This is a genomic window from Piscinibacter sp. HJYY11, assembly GCF_016735515.1.
Classification (GTDB): domain Bacteria; phylum Pseudomonadota; class Gammaproteobacteria; order Burkholderiales; family Burkholderiaceae_C; genus Rhizobacter.
Map to the genome: position 1 here is coordinate 2,168,157 of NZ_JAERQZ010000001.1, position 19,601 is coordinate 2,187,757.

General features: G+C 67.9%; 14 protein-coding genes and 1 pseudogene. 1 reads left to right on the forward strand and 14 read right to left on the reverse strand.

The features are described 5' to 3' along the window. Positions 1-112: 112 nt before the first annotated feature. From fdnG to JI745_RS09990, 12 genes and pseudogenes are all read right to left on the reverse strand, one after another. A pseudogene (fdnG, locus tag JI745_RS26360) lies at positions 113-2,245 on the reverse strand (formate dehydrogenase-N subunit alpha); the annotation flags it as partial. Positions 2,246-2,406: 161 nt separating this feature from the next. Further along, on the reverse strand, positions 2,407-3,057 hold the full coding sequence (locus JI745_RS09940; RefSeq protein ID WP_201805810.1) for a cysteine hydrolase family protein: 651 nt from the start codon (positions 3,055-3,057) through the stop codon (positions 2,407-2,409). Then, entirely contained in the window at positions 3,057-4,613 is a 1,557-nt protein-coding gene (locus tag JI745_RS09945) for an ABC transporter ATP-binding protein (protein WP_201805812.1), read from the reverse strand. Before JI745_RS09945 ends, JI745_RS09940 begins: the two co-directional genes overlap by 1 nt. Next, entirely contained in the window at positions 4,610-5,305 is a 696-nt protein-coding gene (locus JI745_RS09950) for a cysteine hydrolase family protein (protein WP_201805814.1), read from the reverse strand. The genes JI745_RS09945 and JI745_RS09950 overlap by 4 nt, the downstream gene beginning before the upstream one ends. 1 nt (position 5,306) lies before the next feature. Beyond that, a complete protein-coding gene (locus JI745_RS09955) occupies positions 5,307-6,329 on the reverse strand; it encodes a formamidase (RefSeq protein WP_201805816.1) in 1,023 nt (340 codons plus the stop codon). Between the two features lie 11 nt (positions 6,330-6,340). Further along, positions 6,341-7,264 carry an ABC transporter permease gene (locus JI745_RS09960; protein WP_201805818.1) on the reverse strand — a complete coding sequence of 308 codons (924 nt, stop codon included), beginning with the start codon at positions 7,262-7,264 and terminating at the stop codon, positions 6,341-6,343. Next, entirely contained in the window at positions 7,261-8,361 is a 1,101-nt protein-coding gene (locus JI745_RS09965; RefSeq protein WP_201805820.1) for an ABC transporter permease, read from the reverse strand. Before JI745_RS09965 ends, JI745_RS09960 begins: the two co-directional genes overlap by 4 nt. A 39-nt stretch (positions 8,362-8,400) precedes the next feature. Further along, the gene (locus JI745_RS09970) at positions 8,401-9,519 is read right to left on the reverse strand and encodes a BMP family ABC transporter substrate-binding protein (RefSeq protein ID WP_201805824.1); all 1,119 of its coding nucleotides are present in this window, start codon (positions 9,517-9,519) and stop codon (positions 8,401-8,403) included. Between the two features lie 491 nt (positions 9,520-10,010). Then, positions 10,011-11,213, reverse strand: coding sequence for an ammonium transporter (locus tag JI745_RS09975; RefSeq protein ID WP_201805826.1), 1,203 nt, complete (start codon positions 11,211-11,213; stop codon positions 10,011-10,013). A 184-nt stretch (positions 11,214-11,397) separates the two neighbouring features. Continuing rightward, positions 11,398-13,734 (reverse strand): diguanylate cyclase domain-containing protein, encoded by a 2,337-nt coding sequence (locus JI745_RS09980; RefSeq protein WP_201805827.1) that lies wholly within the window; start codon positions 13,732-13,734, stop codon positions 11,398-11,400. 22 nt (positions 13,735-13,756) lie between these two features. Then, positions 13,757-14,893, reverse strand: coding sequence for a carbonic anhydrase (locus JI745_RS09985; RefSeq protein WP_236674952.1), 1,137 nt, complete (start codon positions 14,891-14,893; stop codon positions 13,757-13,759). Positions 14,894-14,990: 97 nt separating this feature from the next. Beyond that, positions 14,991-16,196 carry a multidrug effflux MFS transporter gene (locus tag JI745_RS09990; protein WP_201805829.1) on the reverse strand — a complete coding sequence of 402 codons (1,206 nt, stop codon included), beginning with the start codon at positions 16,194-16,196 and terminating at the stop codon, positions 14,991-14,993. A gap of 95 nt (positions 16,197-16,291) precedes the next feature. On the opposite strand from JI745_RS09990, the gene JI745_RS09995 reads away from it, so the two are divergent. Continuing rightward, a complete protein-coding gene (locus JI745_RS09995) occupies positions 16,292-17,038 on the forward strand; it encodes a hypothetical protein (RefSeq protein WP_201805830.1) in 747 nt (248 codons plus the stop codon). Positions 17,039-17,069: 31 nt separating this feature from the next. Here JI745_RS09995 and JI745_RS10000 read toward each other — a convergent pair whose 3' ends face one another. Both JI745_RS10000 and JI745_RS10005 read right to left on the reverse strand, forming a co-directional pair. Further along, positions 17,070-19,295, reverse strand: a complete 2,226-nt coding sequence (locus JI745_RS10000) for a hypothetical protein (RefSeq protein ID WP_201805831.1) — start codon at positions 19,293-19,295, stop codon at positions 17,070-17,072. Between the two features lie 16 nt (positions 19,296-19,311). Continuing rightward, positions 19,312-19,476 (reverse strand): hypothetical protein, encoded by a 165-nt coding sequence (locus JI745_RS10005; protein ID WP_201805832.1) that lies wholly within the window; start codon positions 19,474-19,476, stop codon positions 19,312-19,314. Positions 19,477-19,601 lie beyond the last annotated feature (125 nt).

Below are 19,601 nucleotides of genomic sequence, written 5' to 3' on the forward strand. Positions count from 1 at the left end.
CCGCCTGTGCTGCGGCCTTGCTGTCGCCAGCGCCGGCGGTCGGTGCCTCGGCCGCTTGCGTCGCCGCAGTCTGCTTCGACTGCGGATACGGCGGCACGGGCGGTGCGGGCGGCGGCGCGTACAGGTCGGCCAGCGCCTTGCCGCTGATCTCACGCAGCAGCTCCTGCGGCGAGGGCATGTTCGGCACCACGTACGGCCAGGCCAGCGCCTGGATCGGCTCGGGCAGCGTGCCGCCGTCCTTGGCGTACATCTCGCGCAGCTTCACGAAGAGGCGCGCCATGATCTCCGAGTCGGTCTTGGCTTCGCCCGGTGGGTCGACCGCCTTCTCCTTCCAGCTGATGACGCGGCTCGAGTTGGTGAACGTGCCCGTCTCTTCCGCAAAGCAGCTCGCCGGGAAGCGGAACACCTCGGTCTTGATCTCCTCGGGCTTGACGTCGTTGAGCGCGCCGAAGTTCTTCCAGAACTCGCTCGTCTCGGTCTCCAGGGGGTCCATCACGACCAGGTACTTCAGCTTGGCCAGTCCCGCCGACAGCTTCTTCTTGTTGGGCACCGCGGCGAGCGGGTTGAAGCCCTGCACGATGAAGCCGTTGACCTTGCCCTGGTGCATGCGCTCGAAGATCGCGAGGATGTCGTAGGCGGTGTCGCGCTTGGGGATCCAGTGGTAGCCGAAGTCGTTTTCCTTCGTCGCCGCGTTCCCGAAGTAGGCCTTCATCAGGCTCGTGTGCCACTTCGGGAAGTTCTGCGTGAACGTCATCTGGTTCGGGCGCAGCGGCTTGCCGGTGCGCGCGGCCAGGTAGGTCGCACGGTCAACGTCGGCATCGGTGGGCGCCGAGAGGTAGCCCGAGAGCACCTCCGAGTAGGCGCACATGTCGGTGATGCCCTGCACGTTGGCGTGGCCGCGCAGCGCGTTGATGCCGCCGCCCGGCCGGCCCATGTTGCCCAGCAGCAGCTGGATCATCGCCATCGCGCGGATGTTCTGCGAGCCCACGCTGTGCTGCGTCCAGCCGAGCGCGTAGCAGATGGTCATCACCTTGTCGGGCGTCGAGGTGGCGGCCAGCATGTCGGCGATCTTCAGGAACTGGTCCTTCGGCGTGCCGGTGATCTGGCTCACGAGCTCGGGCGTGTACCGGGCATAGTGCTTCTTCATCTGCTGGAACACGCACAGCGGGTCCTGCAGGGTTTCGTCGACCAACACGTAGCCGTCAGGGCCGACCTGGTAGCCCCAGCTCGACTTGTCGTAGCTGCGCTTGGCCTCGTCGTAGCCGCTGAAGTTGCCGTTGTCGAACTTGTACGCGGGCTTGGTCAGGAACGACGCGTCGGTGTTCAGCTTGACGTAGTCGAGGTGGATCTTGTTGGTCGACAGCAGGTGGTTGATGACGCCGCCCAGGAAGGCGATGTCGGTGCCCACGCGAATGGGCGCGTAGACGTCGGCCACCGCCGCGCTGCGCGTGAAGCGCGGGTCGACGACGATCAGCCGCGCCTTGCGGTGCTGCATCGCCTCGGTCACCCACTTGAACCCGCAGGGGTGCGCTTCGGCGGCATTGCCGCCCATGATCAACACCAAGTCCGTGTTCTTGATGTCGGTCCACGAGTTGGTCATCGCTCCGCGACCGAAAGTCGGGCCCAGACTGGACACCGTCGGCGCGTGTCAGATACGTGCTTGCGTATCGAGTGCGACCATCCCCAGGCCGCGTGCGACCTTGACGGACAGATAACCGGATTCGTTCGACGACGCCGAGCTGACCAGGAAGCCGGTGGTGTTCCAGCGGTTCACCGTGATCTGCTTGCCGTCTTTCTCGATCGTCTTGACGAGGTTGGCGTCGCGGTCGGCCTTCATGTGCTTGGCCACGCGGGTGAGCGCCTCGTCCCACGAGATGCGCTTCCATTCGTTGGCGCCGGCCTCGCGCACCTGCGGGTACTTCACCCGGTTGGGCGACTGGATCATGTCGATCACGCCCGCGCCCTTGGGGCACAGCGTGCCACGGTTGACCGGGTGATCGGGGTCGCCTTCAACGTGCACGATGGTCGACTTGACGTTCTTCGCCCGGTCGCCGAGCGTGTACATCACGAGTCCGCAGCTCACCGAGCAGTAAGGGCAGGTGCTTCGGGTTTCTGTCGTCCTGGCCAGTTTGAAGCTGCGCGTGTCGGCGAGCGCCGCGGTGGGCGAGAAGCCCAGTGCGACGAGGCTCGACCCGACCAACCCTGCTCCGCTGACCCGGAAGAAGTCCCTCCGGTTCATGTCCATGGTTCGATCTCCTCAGAGCGCCAGACCCGCAAGGCAACCGATTGCCCGCCGGCAGGTGCGGGCCTATTTGACAGGTCGAACCGCGGCCCCTGACTAGGACGATCCCTTAGCGGGTTCGCCACGGAATAGCACGCAGGTGCCGATCGCTCCGGCCTGCGCCGTCAGGGCAAGTCCGCGAGCCTCGCCGTCCACCCCACGATGCCGCCCTGCGCGCGGATCATCTCGATCGCCGCCTGCTTGAACTCGGGGAAGTAGGAGCCGGTCGCCTCTTCGATCAGCAGGCATTCGTACCCGCGGTCGTTGGCCTCGCGCATGGTGGTCTGCACGCAGACCTCGGTGGTCACGCCGCCGAAGATGAGGTGGGTGATGCCGCGCTGCTGAAGTTCGTCACCGAGCTCGGTGCCGTAGAAGGCGCCCTTGCCGGGCTTGGCGATCACAAGGTCGCCGTCCTGTGGCAGCAGCTCGGGCACGAAGCCGGCACCGGGCTCACCGAGGATCAGGATGCGACCCATCGGCCCCGGGTCGCCGATACGCAGGCTGGGCTTGCCGCGCAGGCGTTTCGCAGGTGGGCAGTCCGAGAGATCGGGCTGGTGGCACTCCTGCGTGTGGATCACGAGCACGCCATGCTCGCGGCACCACGCGATGAGGTCGGCCGCCGCCGGCACCACCGGCTTCAGCAGCGAGACATCGTTGCCGAGCGTGGCGCCGAAACCGCCGGGCTCGATGAAGTCGCGCTGCATGTCGATCATCACGAGCGCGGTGTGCGCCGGGTCGAAGCTGAACGGGCCCGGCTGCGCGGCGACGGTGAGCATCAGTGCGCGCTCCCGCCCATGAAGGCGCCGAGGCGGTTGCGGTCGGCTTGCCGTGCGTCGGTCTCGTGCACCACCTGGCCACCGCTCATCACGGCGATGCGGTCCGACAGGGCCAGCAACTCATCGAGGTCTTCGCTGATCAGCAACACGGCGCCGCCGCGGTTGCGCACGTCCATCAGGCGCTGATGGATCTCGGCGACGGCGGCGAAGTCGAGGCCGAAGACGGGGTTGGAGACGATGAGCACCTCGGCGTCGTCGCTCAGCTCGCGTGCCAGCACGGCACGTTGCACGTTGCCACCCGAGAGCGAACGGATCTGCGCCAGCTCGCCGCGGGTCTTCACGCCGAACTCGCCGATGAGCTTGCGCGCACGCTCGCGCAGCGTGCGGCCGCGCATCCAGCCGAGGCGCGAGGCGGGTGCTACGTCGAAGGACCGCAGGCCGATGTTGTCGGACACGCTCATGTCGCCCACGCACGCATTGCGCAGCGGCTCTTCGGGCAGGCTTCGCACCTTCAGGCGCCGGTTCTGCGCGCGCGTGGCAGCGAAGCGCTCGGCCCCGACCCACACCTCGCCCGACACCCGCCGGCGCTGGCCGACGAGCGCTTCGGCGAACTCACGCTGACCATTGCCCGAGACCCCGGCGATGCCGACGATCTCGCCGGCGTGCACGTTCACCGACAAGCCCGCCACCGCGACCTGCCCACGGTCGCCGTCGACCACCAGCGACTTGACCTGCAGCATCGCTTCGCCCCGCTCGCGCTCGCTGCGCTGCGGCGCGGCGAACTCGCGCTTGGCGTCGCCTTCGCTCCCCACCATCTCAGCCGCCAGTTGCTGCGGCGTGGTCTCGTCGACCCGGTGCGCCGCGACGAGCTTGCCTTTGCGCAGCACGCTCACGTCGTCGGCATAGGCCGTGACCTCGCGGAACTTGTGGGTGATGAGGATGATGCTGCACTCGCCCGCATGCGCGCGGTCGCGCAGCAGGCCCAGCACCTCGTCGGCTTCCTGCGGCGTGAGCACCGAGGTGGGTTCGTCGAGGATCAGCAGGCGCGGCTTGAGCAAGAGCTGCTTCAGGATCTCGAGCTTCTGCTTCTGCCCGGCCGACAGCTCCTGCGGCGTGGCGTCGAGGTCGAGCTTGAAGGGCGTGGTCTTCATGAACTCGGCGAGCGCCGCCCGCTCCTTCTTCCAGTCGATCACAGCTGGGAGGTGGCCACGCGCCAGCAGCAGGTTCTCGGCGACCGTCATGCCGGGCACCACGGTGAAGTGCTGGTAGACCATGCCGATGCCGAGCTCGCGCGCGACCACGGGTGTGGCGATGTCGTGCTCCTTGCCATCGAGCAGCACCGCGCCCTCTTCCGCACGCTGGTAGCCGACGACGCATTTCACGAGCGTGCTCTTGCCGGCGCCGTTTTCACCGAGCAGCGCGTGCACGGTGCCGGGCCGCACCTTGAGCGAGCAGTGGTCGAGCGCGGTGAAGGCGCCGAAGCGCTTGGTGAGGTCGAAGGTGTCGAGCGCCAACGCACCGGTCGGGCGCGGCACCGGGTCGAGCGGCGCGGTCATGCGGTCACCGCCTCGATCACCGCCTTCGAATCGGAAACGGCGCCGAACACACCGCCCTGCATCGTCACCATCTTGAGCGCGGCGTGGTGGTTGCCGAGGTCGGTGGCGCCGGTGCAGTCCGACAGGATCAGGCACTCGTAGCCGCGGTCGTTGGCGTCGCGCATGGTCGTGTGCACGCAGACGTCGGTGGTGATGCCGGTGAGGATCAGGTTGCGGATGCCGCGCGTGTGCAGGATGAGGTCGAAGTTGGTGGCGTAGAACGAGCCCTTGCCGGGTTTGTCGATCACCGGCTCGCCGGGCAGCGGGGCCAGCTCGGGAATGATTTCCCAACCGGGCTCGCCGATGGTGAGGATGCGGCCGCACGGGCCCACGTCGCCGATGCCGATGCCGTTGGTGCCGGCCTGGCGCGAGCGCCAGAGCTTGTTGGCCGGCAGATCCGAGAGATCGGGCTTGTGGCCTTCGCGGGTGTGGATCAGCGTGTAGCCGGCCTCGCGCATCACCTTGAAGAGCTTCTTCAGGGGCTCGATGGGCGCACGGGTCATCGAGATGTCGTAGCCCATCTTGTCGACGTAGCCGCCCGGGCCGCAGAAGTCGACCTGCATGTCGATCACGACGAGCGCGGTGTTGTCGGGCCGCAGGTCGCCGTTATACGGCCAGCGGTAGGGGTCGGCGGCGACGTAGCGCTCTTTCATGTCAGGCCACCTTCTTCAAGGGAGGGATCTCGGGGCCGGCATAGCTGCGGGTGGGCGCCTCGAAGCCACAGCTCGTGCCATCGGTCACCTGCACGCTGGCTTCCCACGGCAGCACGTAGCGGCCGGCGGCCATGTCGTGCATGTAGGTGTAGGGGCAGTCCTGCGCGCCGCCCTTCACCGCCACGTAGCCGCGGTGGTAGAGCTGGTAGATGTTGTTCTCGACGCCCCAGGTGGCGCGCGCCTCGCGCACGAGGTCGGGCCGCAGCTCGCAGGTGATGATCTCGTCGGGGCGGCCACTGCCTTCCACCATCACGGTGCCGTCGAAGTTGCAAAACATGCCTTCGCCCATCGAGTCGAAGGTGCCGTCGCTGCCGCACATGCAGACGTTGGCGGTGTAGACGAGGTTGCAAAACGCGTTGGCCTGGTTGGTGATCTTCCACGCGTGGCGGATCGGCGCCGTGTAGCCCGCTGTGCGGATCACGATCTCGGCGCCCTTGTAGGTCGCCTCGCGCGCCATCTCGGGGAACATGCCGTCGTGGCAGATGATGAGCGCGAGCTTGCTGCCGTTGGGACCGTCGCAGACGGGGATGCCGAGGTTGCCCGGCTCCCATGGCTCCACCGGCACCCAGGGGTGGAGCTTCCGGTAGTAGAGCTTGATCTCACCGGTGTCGTCGATGACGATGCCGCTGTTGTACGGGTTGCCGTGCGGGTTGGCTTCCATGATGGAGAAGCAGCCCCAGATCTTGTTGGCAACGCAGGCGGCCTTGAAGGCAGCGACCTCGGGGCCGTCGAGCGTGCACATGATCTCGGGGTTGGTGTCCATCGAGAGGCCGTGCAGCGAGTACTCGGGGAACACGACGAGGTCCATCGTGCCCTGGTTGCGGCGTGCCTTGCCGACCAGCTCGACGATGCGCGCCGTCTGCGCCGCCAGATCGGCCTTCGTCTTCACGACCGGCAACTGCAGCTGCACCAGGCCCATCACCACGCCATTCGGCGATTTGTTCAAACCACCCAATCCACTCATTGACGACTCCTTCAGCGTGTGACGCCCAGCTCCATCGGCGCGCCTTTCAGGCTGCGGGTGGGCGAGCAGGTCCAGATCAGAATCGCGAGCGTCAGCACATAGGGCACGGCGTTGAAGAGGTAGTAGCCGCTGCTGATGCCCACCGATTGCAGTGCGGGGCCGAGCGCACCCGCTCCGCCGAAGAGCAGCGCCGCACCCAGGCAGCGCCACGGGCTCCAGCGCGCGAAGATGACCAGCGCGACGGCGATCAGGCCCTGGCCGCTGGACAGGCCTTCGTTCCAGCTGCCGGGGTAGTAGAGCGAGAGCGAGGCGCCGCCAAGGCCGGCGATGAAGCCGCCGGCACAAGTGGCGGCAATCCGGATGCCGTTGACCGAATAGCCGAGTGCACGTGCCGCATCGCTCGAATCACCCGCCATGCGCAGCACCAGCCCGAAACGGGTCGCCTTGAAGCCCCAGGCGAGCAGCGCCGCGAGCGCCACGCCGATGGGGAAGAGCATGTTGATCTGGAGCGCCGACTTGATCTGCGGCGAGCTGCTCCAGGCCCCGAGGTCGAGCGACGGAATCTGCGGCGCCTGGGGCTGGATCAGCGGCTTGCCGAGGTAGAACGCGAGGCCGCTGCCGAGCAGCATCAGCGCGATGCCGGTGGCGATGTCGTTCACCCGCGGCAACGAGCACACGAGGCCGTGCAGCAGCGAGAGCAAGGCACCGCAGCCGCCTGCGAGCAGCACGCCGACCCACACGTTGCCGCTGAGGTAGGCGCCACCGAAGCCTGCCATGGCGCTGAAGACCAGCACGCCTTCGAGACCGAGGTTGATGCGGCCCGACTTCTCGGTGATGCACTCGCCCAGGCTCACCAGCAGGAAGGGTGTGCCCACGCGGATGGCCCCGCCGAGCACGGCGATGAGGACGTTGAGGACGATCTCCGACGTGCTCATGTCGCCGCCTCCGCCACCGCCGGCACGGGTTGCGGCGCCGGTGCCGGCTTGGGCACGCGCGGCGCGAAGAGCTTGCCGCGCAGCGCCTCGCTGGCCAGGATCAGCAGGAAGGCAAAACCCTGCAGCACCATCACCGAGGCGTCGGGCACGTCCATGCGCCGTTGCAACAAGCTGCCCGCCGCGCCGAAGCCACCGAAGAGCACGGCCACCGGGATCACGGCCCACGGGTTGTGCCGCGCGACGAACGACACCAGGATGCCGGTGTAGCCGAGGCCCGCGATCAGGGACGCGTTGGCGTTGGTGTGCACCGCGGCGACTTCGATCCCGCCGGCCAGGCCCGCACAGGCGCCACCGATGGCGCACGCACCGACCATCAGGCGAGCCCCCGGCAAGCCCACCAGCAACGCGGCGCGGTTGTTGCCGCCGACGATGCGCGTCGCAAAACCCGAGGTGGTGAAGAAGAGCCAGAGGCCGAGTGCCACGCACGCCACCACGCCGAAGACGAGGCCCCAATGGATGTCGGTGCCGGCGATGCCGCCGATGAGCAGGCCGTCGCCGAGCGTGCGGGTCGACGGCTTGTTCAAGCTCGCCGGGTCGCGCATCGGCCCTTCGACGAAATGCTTGAAGAGGGCAATTGCGGTGTAGGCCAGCAGCAGGCTGCTGATGGTCTCGTTGACGCCACGCCACTGGCGCAGCACGCCGACGAGCGCGATCCACACCGCGCCGGTCAGCGCGGCCGCCAGCAGCAGCATCGCCGTGCCGACGGCATTCGCCGGCGGCGCAAAGAGATAAGGAAGCCCGGCGCAGGCCAAGCCACCGAGCACCAGCGCCCCTTCCCCGCCGATGACGATGAGCCCTGCCCGCGCCGGGATCGCGACACACAACGCCGTCAACATCAACGGCGCCGCTCGCTGCAGCGAGTTCTGCCATGAGAACCAGTCGCCGAAGGCGCCCTTGAAGAGCAGCGTCCATGCGTCGACCGGGCTCTTGCCACCCGCCCAGATGAAGGCGCCAAACAACAACAGCGCGCCGGTCATCGCGAGCACCGGAAGCGCAATCGCCTCCAGTGCTTCGCTGGTGCGGGTGGACAAGGTCATGGTGGGTTCCCTCCTCCTCGCCTTGCAGTCTTCGTGTGATCAGGCCTTGCCGACCACACCTTCAACCAGGTAGTTCATGCCTTCTAGCGTCACGTCGGTCTGTGCGAAGGCCTTGCCGGCGGCGATCACTTCCTTGCCGGTGTTGTCCTTCAGCGGGCCCTTGAAGATGTCGAACTTGCCCGCCACCATCGCGGCCTTCACGTCGTCGGCTTTCTTCTTGGCGGCGGCGGTGACCATCGAGCCGTAAGGCGAGGTCTTCACGAAGCCGTCTTTCAGGCCGCCGCGCACGAAATTGGGGTGCGGCTTGCCGCTGCGCGCCGCTTCGATGATGGTCTTGTAGGCGGTGATCCAGTTCCACTCGGCGCCGGTGAGGTAGGCGTTCGGTGCGAGCTTGGCCTGGCTGGCGTGGTAGCCGCAGACGAACTTGCCGCGCTTGGCCGCGGTCTCGACGATTACCTTGGGGCTGTCGACGTGCATGGTGAAGACATCGATGCCCTGGTCGGCGAGGCTGTTGGTGGCCTCGGCTTCCTTGACGGGCATCGACCAGTCGCCAGTGAAGATCACGGTCGTCGTGATGCTCGGGTCGACCGAGCGTGCACCGAGCGTGTACGCATTGATGTTGCGCAGCACTTGCGGGATCGGCTTGGCGGCGATGAACCCGAGCTTCTTGCTCTTGGTCATGTGGCCGGCGATCACGCCGTTGAGGTACTGGCCTTCGTCGATGTAGCCGAAGAAGCTGCCGGTGTTCTTCGGGTGCTTGGCCTCGCTCCAGAGGCCACCGCAATGCGCGAAGCGGGCCTTGGGGTTCTTGCCGGCGACGGCCAGCATGTGGGGGTCGAAGTAGCCGAAGGACGTGGGGAACAGCAGCGCCGCACCGTCCTGGGCGATCATGCCCTGCATCGTCTTCTGCACGGCGGTGGTCTCGGGCACGTTTTCTTCTTCGACCACCTTGACGCCGGGCAGCTTCTTCACTTCGGCGGCCGCTTCGGCCTGCGCCTGGTTGTAGCCGTAGTCGTCACGCGGGCCGACGTAGATCACGCCGACGGTGATGGGCGCCTGCCCTTGCACCAGCCCGCTCAAGCCGCCGAGCGCCGCCGTAGCGCCCACAGCCCCCACCCCCTTCAGAACTCCGCGACGGTTGATTTCCGTTCCAGACATGCTGCGCTCCTGTGCACGTTGCAAGTGGTTGAAGAAGCCTTCGCAGGAGCCGTGCCCACGGGCATGCACCGAGACGAGGCCGGTTTGAACACCTTCTTGTATACATGCAATGGGTATGCCAGCTTCGTTTCCTGCTGCTGGAGCGGCGATGAGGGCTTGGGGTTGCGGATTACTCCGTGTCCCCCGCCTGGTGGTCGCTCCCGCGATCACCAGGCTCCTCCTTTACCTGCGTAATCCGCAACCCCAAGCCCTCACCGCGAGACGCACTGCCTTTACTTCGCCCGAGGAACAGCGCGGTGTGTCGCGCCGAGGGGATGGGGTGGGTGAATCCCGCAGGTAAAGGAGGAGCCCTGTCACCACGGCAGTGGTGACAGGGCGGGGGACACGGAGGGATTCACCCACCCCATCCCCTCGGCGCCGCCGAAAGCAACAGCACAAATAGAAAGGCAGAAAGGCGGCCCACAGGCCGCCCTCATTCCAGATTCAGCGACTCACCAGTTCGCTTCACGCTCCGGCGTCGCCGTGATCCGGTGGATCGACAAGTCAGCGCCTTCGAATTCCTCTTCCTGGCTGAGCCGCAGCCCCATCACGAGCTTGATCAGCCCGTAGACCACGAAGCCGCCGACCAGCGCCCACGCCACCCCCATCAACGTGCCGATCAGCTGGGCCGAGAAGGTCACGCCACCCCGACCGCCGAGCGACGTGAGACCGAAGATGCCGCAGGCAATGCCGCCCCAGGCGCCGCACAGGCCGTGCAGCGGCCACACGCCGAGCACGTCGTCAATCTTCCAGCGGTTCTGCGTGAGGGTGAACATCACGACGAAGATCGCACCCGCGATGCCGCCGGTCAGCAGCGCGCCGACCGGGTGCATCACGTCAGACCCGGCGCACACCGCCACCAGCCCGGCCAACGGTCCGTTGTGCACGAAGCCCGGGTCGTTCTTGCCGACGATCACGGCGACCAGCGTGCCGCCCACCATCGCCATCAGCGAATTCACGGCCACGAGCCCGGAGATCTTGTCGACGGTCTGGGCGCTCATCACGTTGAAGCCGAACCAGCCGACCGTCAGCACCCAGGCGCCCAGCGCCAGGAAGGGGATGCTCGAGGGCGGGTGGGCTGAGATGCCGCCGTCTTTCTTGTAGCGGTTGCTGCGCGCGCCCAGCAGCAGCACCGCCGGCAGCGCCAGCCAGCCGCCCACCGCATGCACGACGATGGAGCCGGCGAAGTCGTGCAGCTCGGCACCGGCCACGCCCTTCAGCCAGGCCTGGATGCCGAAGTTGCCGTTCCACACCACGCCCTCGAAAAGCGGGTACACCACGCCCACGATCACCGCCGTGGCGAGCAGTTGCGGATAGAAGCGCGCCCGCTCGGCAATGCCGCCGGAGATGATGGCCGGGATGGCCGCGGCGAAGGTGAGCAGGAAGAAGAACTTGACGAGGTCGTAGCCGTTCTTCTGCGCGAGCGTCTCGGCGCCGGCCCAGAACTGCACCCCGTACGCAACGAGGTAGCCGACGAAGAAGTACGCGATGGTCGAGACGCTGAAGTCGACCAGGATCTTCACCAGCGCATTGACCTGGTTCTTCTTGCGCACGGTGCCCAGCTCTAGAAAGGCGAAGCCGGCATGCATGGCGAGCACCATGATGGCGCCCAGGAGGATGAAGAGCGCATCGGCGCCCTGCTTGAGTTGCTCCATGTGATCGTTCCGAGTTGAGAGGCGTCGCACCCCCAAACCGCACCCAGTTGGCGCGATTTCCCTCGAAAGGTGCGATCGAGCACCAATGGCACGCAATTTCTGTGCCTTTTTGGGGCGGCTCCAACCGCGGTTTCGGCACGACCTTGGGGCGTTCTGACGCCGCCAGCGCACCGACCTTGTGCGATCAGAACGCCGCCAGGCAGTAGGTGTTCCGCTCGGCCTTGGCCTGGTAGAGCGCCTTGTCGGCCGCCGACAGCAGCTGCTCGGGCAGCGCCGTGCCTTCGGCGTGGAAGGCGATGCCGATGCTGGTGCTGACGTTCAGCTCGTGCCCTTGCACGGCAAACGGCCGGTTGATGGCGGTGAGGATCTTGCGGGCCACGAACTGGGGTTCGGCCTCGGTGTGCAGGTCTTCGAGGATGACGACGAACTCGTCGCCGGCCAGACGCGCCACCGTGTCCGTCTCGCGCACGCTGGCCGAGAGCCGCGCGGCAAACACCTTCAGCACCTCGTCGCCGGCCGCATGGCCCAGCGTGTCGTTGATGCTCTTGAACTTGTCGACGTCGAGGAACAGCAGCGCGATCGGCTGGCGGCGGCGACGGCTGCGCGCGAGCGCCTCGGCGAGCTTCTCGTTGAAGCGCAGGCGGTTGGGCAGGCCGGTCAGCGTGTCGGTGCGGGCCATCGTCATCAGCTGCTCTTCGGCGGCCTTCATCGCCGACACGTCGACCGCCAGCGCGTACACGCCCTCCACCGTGCCGTCTCTCGACACGTCGGGCAGGTAGATGGTGTGCAGATGGCGCGTCACGCCCAGGCGGGTGATCGAGGTGTCGAAGTCGCAGCGCTGGCCGGCCAGGGCACGGTCGAGCAGCGGCTTGCGTTGTGCGTACAGCTCGTTGCCGAGGGCCTCGCGCAAGGGCTGGCCGATCACCGAGGCCGGGTCCAGCCCCAGCCAAGGCCCATAGGTCGCGTTGCAGAACTGGAAGCGCTCGTGGCGGTCGACGTAGCTGATGAGCGCCGGCGTGTTGTCGGCAATCGTGCGCAGGCGACGCTCGGCGGCCTTGAGCGCCGACTGGTCGTACGACAGCACATACAGGCCGCGCACCTTGCCGTCGGCGCCGATGTCGGGCACGAAGTGGGTCTCGAAATCGACGACGCGGCCGGCGATCTCGACCTGCCCTTCGAAGCGCGCACGACGGCCGGCCAGCGCCTGCTCGATGTGTGGTCGGTGCTCGTCATAGCGATGGCCCAGCCCTTCGCGCAAGCTCACCTCGTGCACGCGGTCGGCGGCCACGCCGTGGATCTTGCGCGCACTGGAGTTGGCGAACTGGAAACGCTCGTCGGCGCCCACGTAGGCGATGAGCGCCGGCATGTTGTCGGCGATGTCGCGCAGGCGCTGTTCGCTGGCCGCGAGCGCCTCGGTGCGCTCGGCCACCCGCTGCTGCAGCGAGTCGTTGATCTGTTGCAGGCGCGCGGCGTCGTCGGCCTGGCGCTCGGCATAGGCCCGCAGCGCCTGGCCCAGCACTTCGGCCTCGCGGTACACCGGGTCGCGCGAGGGCTTCGGCGGCTGGCGCGACTCGAGCGCCGCGGTGAGCTCCAGCAGCGGGACCGAGAAGCGGCGTGCGAGCAGCCACACCAGCGGCGCAAGCAGCATGCAAAGGAAGAACGCCGCCCACATGATGCGGCGCTCCAGCTCGCGGAAGCTCGCCAGCGCCACCGCCTCGGGCTGGCGCAGCACCACCTTCCAGCCGAGGCCGGGGTAGCGGCCGGCGCCACGGGTCTTCGACTCGGCCAGCAGGTGGCCGGCCGCCGCCTCGAGCTTGCGGCCCTGCAGCGCCGGGGGGCCCAGCAGCACGGTGCCGTCGGTCGAGAGCACGAGGGCCTCGGCCTGATGGCGCTCGATGGCCTGGTCGACCAGCTCGCGCTTGATCGTGCCAGCCCAGGTCCAACTCAGGTGCGTGCCCAGCACGCCCTGCAGCTCGCCCTGCGCGTTGAAGATCGGCACGGCGATGTCGACGAAGCGCCAGGGCTCCGACTGCCTGGGCAGCAGCTTCTCGAGCAGCACCGCGGCGTGCACGTCGCCGACGAAGCTCGCCTGCGTCGCACCCTTGAACCAGGGCCGGGCCGCGACGTTCTTGCCCTCCAGCAGGCCATCGGCGGACGCGATGACGTTGCCCTGCGCATCGGTGAGGCCGATCCAGGTGAAGAGCGGGAAGCTCGCGCGCACGCTCTCGAGCACGCGGCGTGCCTGTGCCGGGTCGCGATGGCGCGCCACCTGATCGAGCCGCGCGATCACGTGCACTTCCTCGTAGTGCTGAGCCATGCCGCGGTCGAGCGCATCACGCAAGGCATCCGCGTTGATCTGAAGGTAGCGCGTGGCCTGCTCGCGTGCTTCTTCGCGCGTGAAGCGGTCGATCAGCACCGCGCAGGTGAGCACGGCCGCCACCAGCGCCACCATGACGCAGACGAACAGCCAGCTCGCCAGCGCGGGGCGAGACGAGACCAGTGGCTTGGCACTCAGGGGCATGGGTGGCGTGCGCCGGTGAGGCTCAGTTCGAGCCCTTGATCATGCGGCCGGCCGCCGACTGCACGGGCCGTGCGTTCATCGGGTAGAGGCGCGAGAAGATGTCGATCTGGTTGGCGGCGATCGAGACCGGGTTCTTCATCACCATCCACAGCACGCCTTCGCTGCACGGCGGCGTGGTGAGCGAGCCCATGTAGGTGAAGTAGCCGCGGTCGGCGGGCAGGAGGCCGTTGAGGTCGAGCGTCGACTTGGCGGCGAGCTCCTCGTTCTTCTCGAGCGGCAGGTTGTTCCACACCTGCTGCACCACCGGCTGCACGCTGCCGCGGTCGAGCAGCACGGCCACGACGGCGAGCTTGCCTTCGAGGTCCTTGTGCACGAGGTGGGCGACCATGTCGAACTGGCGGCCGTTGATGCGCTCTTCCGACGGGCGATGGAAGTGGAACTGCTGCAGCTCGTAGCGGCGGCCCATCACCTCGATGCTGTTGCCCGGCGACACGTTGACCTGCACCGTGTGGCCGTTGTCGATCACGCGGAAGTTGCTCGGCTTGTAGTCGAACTGCACCGGGTCGAGCTGCACCGAGATCTGGTCGCGGATGTCGATCGGGCTCTGGCGCTTGCCGCTGCTGCACAGCGAGTACTCCGACTTCATGCTGCCCCAGTGCTCGGGGCCGCCCTCGCCGTGGTACGACCAATGGTCGGGCTTCTTCTTCGGCGCAGCGGCCTTGGCCGGCGCCACCGCACCGGCGGCCGCCGCACGGCGCGGCTCGCTCCAGTGGATGCCGGGTGCGGGCTCGCCACCGGGCGACACCGCCAGCGCACCCGCCGCCTTGGCCGGCGCGGCAACCGGCGCCGCAGGGCGGGCCACCACGCGCAGCACACCGGGCTCGGGCTTCTCGGCCGCACGCTCGCTCGCAGCCTGCGCACCGAGCTTGCGGGCCAGGCGCTCGCGCAGGGCATCGATGGATTCGCTGTCGTCCTCGGCCTTGGCGAGCGGTTTCTTCACCGGCTTGCCGTCGACCTCGGTCGGCGCGCTGTCACGCATCAGTGCGGGGCGGCCGGGCGAGGTGCGAATGACCGGGTCGGCCGCGAATGCCGGCAGCGCCCAGGCCAGGAAGCCCAGGGCAGACAAGGCCGCTCCAAGGGTGCGAGGCGGGGTGAGCATGATGATCTTTTCTCCAGCGCATGGCCCTGACACAGGGCGTCTGCTCCGTATATCGGCCTGAGGCCACGCTGCTTGAGCGCTCCGAACCGTCGAAAAGCTAGGTCACCCTCGGCTTGACCCAGATCCAGGCCACGATGCCGATGCTCATCATCAGGAGCGAGGCCACCGCCAGGCCGATCGTGGAATGCATCACGAATGGCGCGATCACCCCGGCCACCACGCCGTTGGCCAGGCTGCCGACGAAGGCCTGGAACGACGAGGCCATGCCGCGGCGCTCGGGCACGAGGTCCAGCACCAGCAGCGTGACCACCGGCACCATCAGCGCCCAGCCGAAGGAGAACACCGCGATCGGGAACAGCGCCCACGACACATGCGGTGTGAAGACGAGATTGAGCGCCAGGTTGAGCAGCGACACCGCCAGCATGATCACGAAGCCATGGCGGATCTGGTGCTGCGGCTTGATCTTGCCCGCCAGCCGCCCCGACAGGAACGCACCGCCCATGATCCCAGCGATGGTGAGCAGGAAGAACCAGAAGAACTGCTCCGGCCTGAGCGCCAGGTGCTCGCCCAGGAAGACGGGCGCCGACATCACGTAGAGGAACATGCCGTTGAACGGGATGCCGCTGGCGAGCGCGAGCGCGAGGAAGCGCGGGTTGGCGCCGAGCGCCCAGTAGCCGCTCATCAGGTTGCGCAGGTTGAAGGGCTGCCTGTGCGTGGTGTGCAGCGTCTCGGGCAGCAGCTGGAAGTTGGCGATCCACATGGCCACGCCGATCGCGGTGAGGAACCAGAAGATCGCGTGCCAGTCGATGTGCACGAAGAGGAAGCCTCCGACCATCGGCGCGATGGCCGGTGCGATGCCGAAGTAGATGGTGACCTGCGACATCACGCGTTGCGCATCGGCGGGCGGGAACATGTCGCGGATCACCGCACGCGAGACCACGATGCCGGCGCCGGCCGACATGCCCTGCACCGCACGCCAGAAGACCAGCGTGCCGATGTGGTCGGCCAGCGCACAGCCGGCCGAGGCGATGGTGAAGACCGCGATGCCCCACAGCACCACCGGGCGGCGGCCGAGGCTGTCGGACAGCGCGCCGTGGAAGAGGTTCATCACCGCGAAGCCGAAGAGATAGGCCGACAGCGTCTGCTGCATCTCGACCGGCGTGGCGCCCACCGACTGCGCGATGCCGGTGAAGGCCGGCAGGTAGGTGTCGATCGAGAAGGGCCCGAGCATCCCCAGGCAGGCCAGCAAGAACGCAAGGGCCCAGCGCGGTGCGCGCCAGAGGGAAGCGGCGTCGGGATTCATGGAAGCGAGCGAGTGTAGCGACGGGCATTTGCCCCGCTTTTCCAGGGACTAAGGCGCGCCCATCGCTGCTGCAATGGGCTGCCGTGAATGCTCAAATGCCCCCTCGCCTGCCTGCGCATCGACTGCAGCGTGCCGCCCTGCCGAGCGCGCTGGTGCTGTCGCTCCTGGCGCATGCGGTGGTGGCCGGGTGGGTGTTCAAGGCCTGGCAGGAGGCCCGGCCCGCGGCCTCGGTCGGCCGTCAGAAAGGCGCCTTGCAGGTGACGCTGCGGCGCGATGCAGCCGTGCCGGCGAAGGCGGCCACACCACCACCCGAACGCAGCACCGCGGCACCCGCGCCCCGCAAGCAGCGGGCTCGCGCCGAGCGACCGGCGGCGACGCCCAAGCCGGCACCGGCGACCGTCGCGGAGGCCACGCCACCGTCGTCGCCCACCGAACCGCCCGGCGCCCGCTTCGCGAGCCTCTTCGCGCCCATCGTGCACGCGCCGATCGGATCGGGCCGCTGGACCTCGCGCCGCTCGAACCTGCCGGCCACCCTGCCGCCCGAACAACAGCGCGAGCAGGCGCTGGTGAACCTGCGCGTGGCCCTGGCCGCACGATTCGCGTCCCTGGCCGACCAGCTGCGTGTGGCGCAGGCGCAGGTGGCCTGCGACCTCGTGATCGACGTCGAGCGCCACATCGGCCAGATCGAGTGTGAGGATGGCCAGCAGCAGGCGCTCGCGTGGGGCCACCTGCACGGCACGCTGGTGGCGGGCCTCGTGTCGGACGCTGCACAGCGCCTGTGCCTGCGACTGGCGGGCCAGCAGGTGCAGGACGCCGACTGCGCCACGCCTGCGGCGCCCTGACGTGTCATCCCCGCGAAGGCGGGGAGGAGCCTTACTGCACGATGCCGTCGATCACCTTCGGCTTGGAGCTGGCCGGGGTCGGCTCGGTGCCGATGGTGGTCATCGGATTCACGTCGTAGGCCGTCGAGTCGGGCAACGTGAGCGCCGATGCCGCCACGAGCGACGGTGCACTGGCGCACGAGGTGCGGCCCAGGCGCAGCTCGCGCTGGAGGTACTTCACATGGAAGTGCGTGGCGCCGTCAGACACCGACGAGCCGTCGCGGATGTCGAAGGCCGGCACCCAGCGGGTGTTGGGGCCGCAGCTCACCGGCTGGTTGGTGTCGGGGTTCACGCAGCTGCCCGGAATGCCTTGCAGCTGGCCGAAGCCGTTGTACTGCAGCTGCACGGTGTTGCCGTCGAACTTGCTCACGTCGGGCGCGCTGATGTTGGCCGGGCTCGCGGTCGCGGTGAAGCTCAGGGGCTTCGGCGGATCGATGGTCACGCCTTGCGCGCCGAAGTAGCGGTTCCACTGGTTCGGGCCGGTCTCCCACTGGTAGATCACCGAGGCCTGGTCGACGAGGTGCGGGCAGTAGTAGGCACCGGAGGGGTTGGCCTGGCCGTTCATGTCGCAGCGGATGGACGGCAGGTCGCTGTCGGTCACCATCGAGCCGCTGGTGAGGCCCCACTGGTTCATGCCCATGCTGTCCTTGCTGGCGCCCGAGGCGTCGGCGTTGCCGCCACCGTCGGAGAGCATGCCGTTCTGCCAGGTGTAGGCGTAGCGCGTGCCGGTCGGCCCCCAGGAGCTGGCGTCCTGGTATGGCGAGGCCGCGAGGTTGCCGCCGCTCACGAGGTTGGTGCCGGTCTTCGGGCACATGCCGATGCAGTTGAGCGCCACGTCGGGTGCGCCCGGCTCCACGACTTCACGGGTGCGGTAGGTCACCGCGTCGGTGGCCGAGAAGTTGCCGCTGGCCGGCACGAGCACCGAGCCGTTGCCGCCGCCCGAGGGGAAGAAGATGGGCAGCGCGCGGATCTGCAAGGCCGAGAGCGTGGCGGCGTTCAGGGCGACCGGCGTGCCGAAGGCGGTGCTGGAGCACGGGTTGCCCGGCGAGCACTGCTGGTAGCCGATCGCGTTGAGGGCGCTGCCGTCCCACTGCAGCTCGTAGTTGGTGTTGGCCGGGCCGCTGCCGATGGCGTTGGGCGACCAGTACATCATCGAGACGTTCTTGAAGGCACCGAGCGTCGACTGGTGCTTGGTCAGCTTCCACAGCTTGCCGCCGCGGCGCACGACCGTGAGCGGCACGTCGACCCCCGACACCTGGCGCGTGAGCGTGCCCGAGCTGCCGACGGTGGCGAGCGCCGAGTCGGGCAGCCACAGGCCCCAGAAGCTCCAGAAGCCGTAGTAGGTGTTGGCACCCGACACGTACTTCACCGCGAAGCCGGGGTTGCTCACGTCGAGGCGCGAGCCGTCGTCGTTGTAGACGCCGTAGCTCCAGGTCGAGGTGTCGGCCAGCGTGCGGTCGCGGGCGAAGCATTCGTCGCTGCCGGCGCCATCGTTGCGGTGGAAGGTGGTGCCGTCGAAGGCGAAGGTGTAGGCGTAGGGGTTGCCGCCCTCGGTGCCCTGCACGCGGCCCATGCCGCTGTCGGTGGTGGGGTTCGACTGCAGCTTGAGGTTGGTCTCCGACGAACCGCCGCCACCGCCCGACTCGGCCTGGTAGAAGCTCAGGCCGGTGCCGTCGGACTTCAGCGTGCCGCGGAACATGCAGGTGGAGAGGCCATCGGGCGTGCCGCAGAAGTACATGCGGAAGAGGCCGTTGGGGTTGCTGTCCGACTTGCCTTCGGTGGCCACGATGTAGACGTAGATCGTCATCTTCTCGGGGCCGTTGCCGTGGTCTTCTTCCTCGTGCAGCCAGATCTTGACCGTGAGCGGGTCGGCATTCGTGGCCTGCTCGGAGACGACGGTGGCCGACATGTAGTCGGTCGCGTTCGACGCACCGGCGTTGGTGCTGGTGGACTTGGCAGCGTCGCCGCGGCCGGCGCACTTGTTCTGGTCGACCAGCGCGACGTAGGCGCCCTGGTTCACCATCGCGTCGGGGCGCAGGCTGCTCATGATGCACATGATCATGTTGACCGTGCTGATGCGGTCGCCCACGCGGTCTTGCACCCAGGTGTTCTGCGGGTCGGTGACGTAGGCGCCCGAGGTGGGCGTGGTGGCCATGGCGGGCGCGGCCAGCGCGCCGGCGAGCGCCAGCGCGACGCCCAGTCGAGACAAGAGTTTCATGTTGCGCCCTCCCGGCTTACTTCGCGCTCACGACCTGCACCGACGACGGCAGGGTGATGGTCGACTGGGTGACGGGCGTCTGCGCGGCGGGGGCCGACGAACCGCCGCTGCCACCGGAACAGGCCGCAAGGCCGAGCATCAACACGAGTGCGGCAGAGAGTGCCGAGAGACGATGGAACATGAAGAAGCCTCCGAAGAAGGAACGAAGCGACAACGGTGCTTCGGAGGTTTGTGCAGTGCGCTTGAGCGGCCGGCGATGGCGGCCCGTGATGCTTTGCACGCTGGCGATGACGTGCACCCGCGTGC

What these genes read in the sequence shown, in the direction of transcription:
- JI745_RS09980 (WP_201805827.1), bottom strand. Translation starts at nt 13,734, where the DNA reads ATGCCCCTGAGTGCCAAGCCACTGGTCTCGTCTCGCCCCGCGCTGGCG.
- JI745_RS09970 (WP_201805824.1), bottom strand. Translation starts at nt 9,519, where the DNA reads ATGTCTGGAACGGAAATCAACCGTCGCGGAGTTCTGAAGGGGGTGGGG.
- JI745_RS09940 (WP_201805810.1), bottom strand. Translation starts at nt 3,057, where the DNA reads ATGCTCACCGTCGCCGCGCAGCCGGGCCCGTTCAGCTTCGACCCGGCG.
- JI745_RS09990 (WP_201805829.1), bottom strand. Translation starts at nt 16,196, where the DNA reads ATGAATCCCGACGCCGCTTCCCTCTGGCGCGCACCGCGCTGGGCCCTT.
- JI745_RS10005 (WP_201805832.1), bottom strand. Translation starts at nt 19,476, where the DNA reads ATGTTCCATCGTCTCTCGGCACTCTCTGCCGCACTCGTGTTGATGCTC.
- JI745_RS09985 (WP_236674952.1), bottom strand. Translation starts at nt 14,893, where the DNA reads ATGCTCACCCCGCCTCGCACCCTTGGAGCGGCCTTGTCTGCCCTGGGC.
- JI745_RS09960 (WP_201805818.1), bottom strand. Translation starts at nt 7,264, where the DNA reads ATGAGCACGTCGGAGATCGTCCTCAACGTCCTCATCGCCGTGCTCGGC.
- JI745_RS09975 (WP_201805826.1), bottom strand. Translation starts at nt 11,213, where the DNA reads ATGGAGCAACTCAAGCAGGGCGCCGATGCGCTCTTCATCCTCCTGGGC.
- JI745_RS09950 (WP_201805814.1), bottom strand. Translation starts at nt 5,305, where the DNA reads ATGAAAGAGCGCTACGTCGCCGCCGACCCCTACCGCTGGCCGTATAAC.
- JI745_RS09965 (WP_201805820.1), bottom strand. Translation starts at nt 8,361, where the DNA reads ATGACCTTGTCCACCCGCACCAGCGAAGCACTGGAGGCGATTGCGCTT.
- JI745_RS10000 (WP_201805831.1), bottom strand. Translation starts at nt 19,295, where the DNA reads ATGAAACTCTTGTCTCGACTGGGCGTCGCGCTGGCGCTCGCCGGCGCG.
- JI745_RS09945 (WP_201805812.1), bottom strand. Translation starts at nt 4,613, where the DNA reads ATGACCGCGCCGCTCGACCCGGTGCCGCGCCCGACCGGTGCGTTGGCG.
- JI745_RS09995 (WP_201805830.1), top strand. Translation starts at nt 16,292, where the DNA reads ATGCCCCCTCGCCTGCCTGCGCATCGACTGCAGCGTGCCGCCCTGCCG.
- JI745_RS09955 (WP_201805816.1), bottom strand. Translation starts at nt 6,329, where the DNA reads ATGAGTGGATTGGGTGGTTTGAACAAATCGCCGAATGGCGTGGTGATG.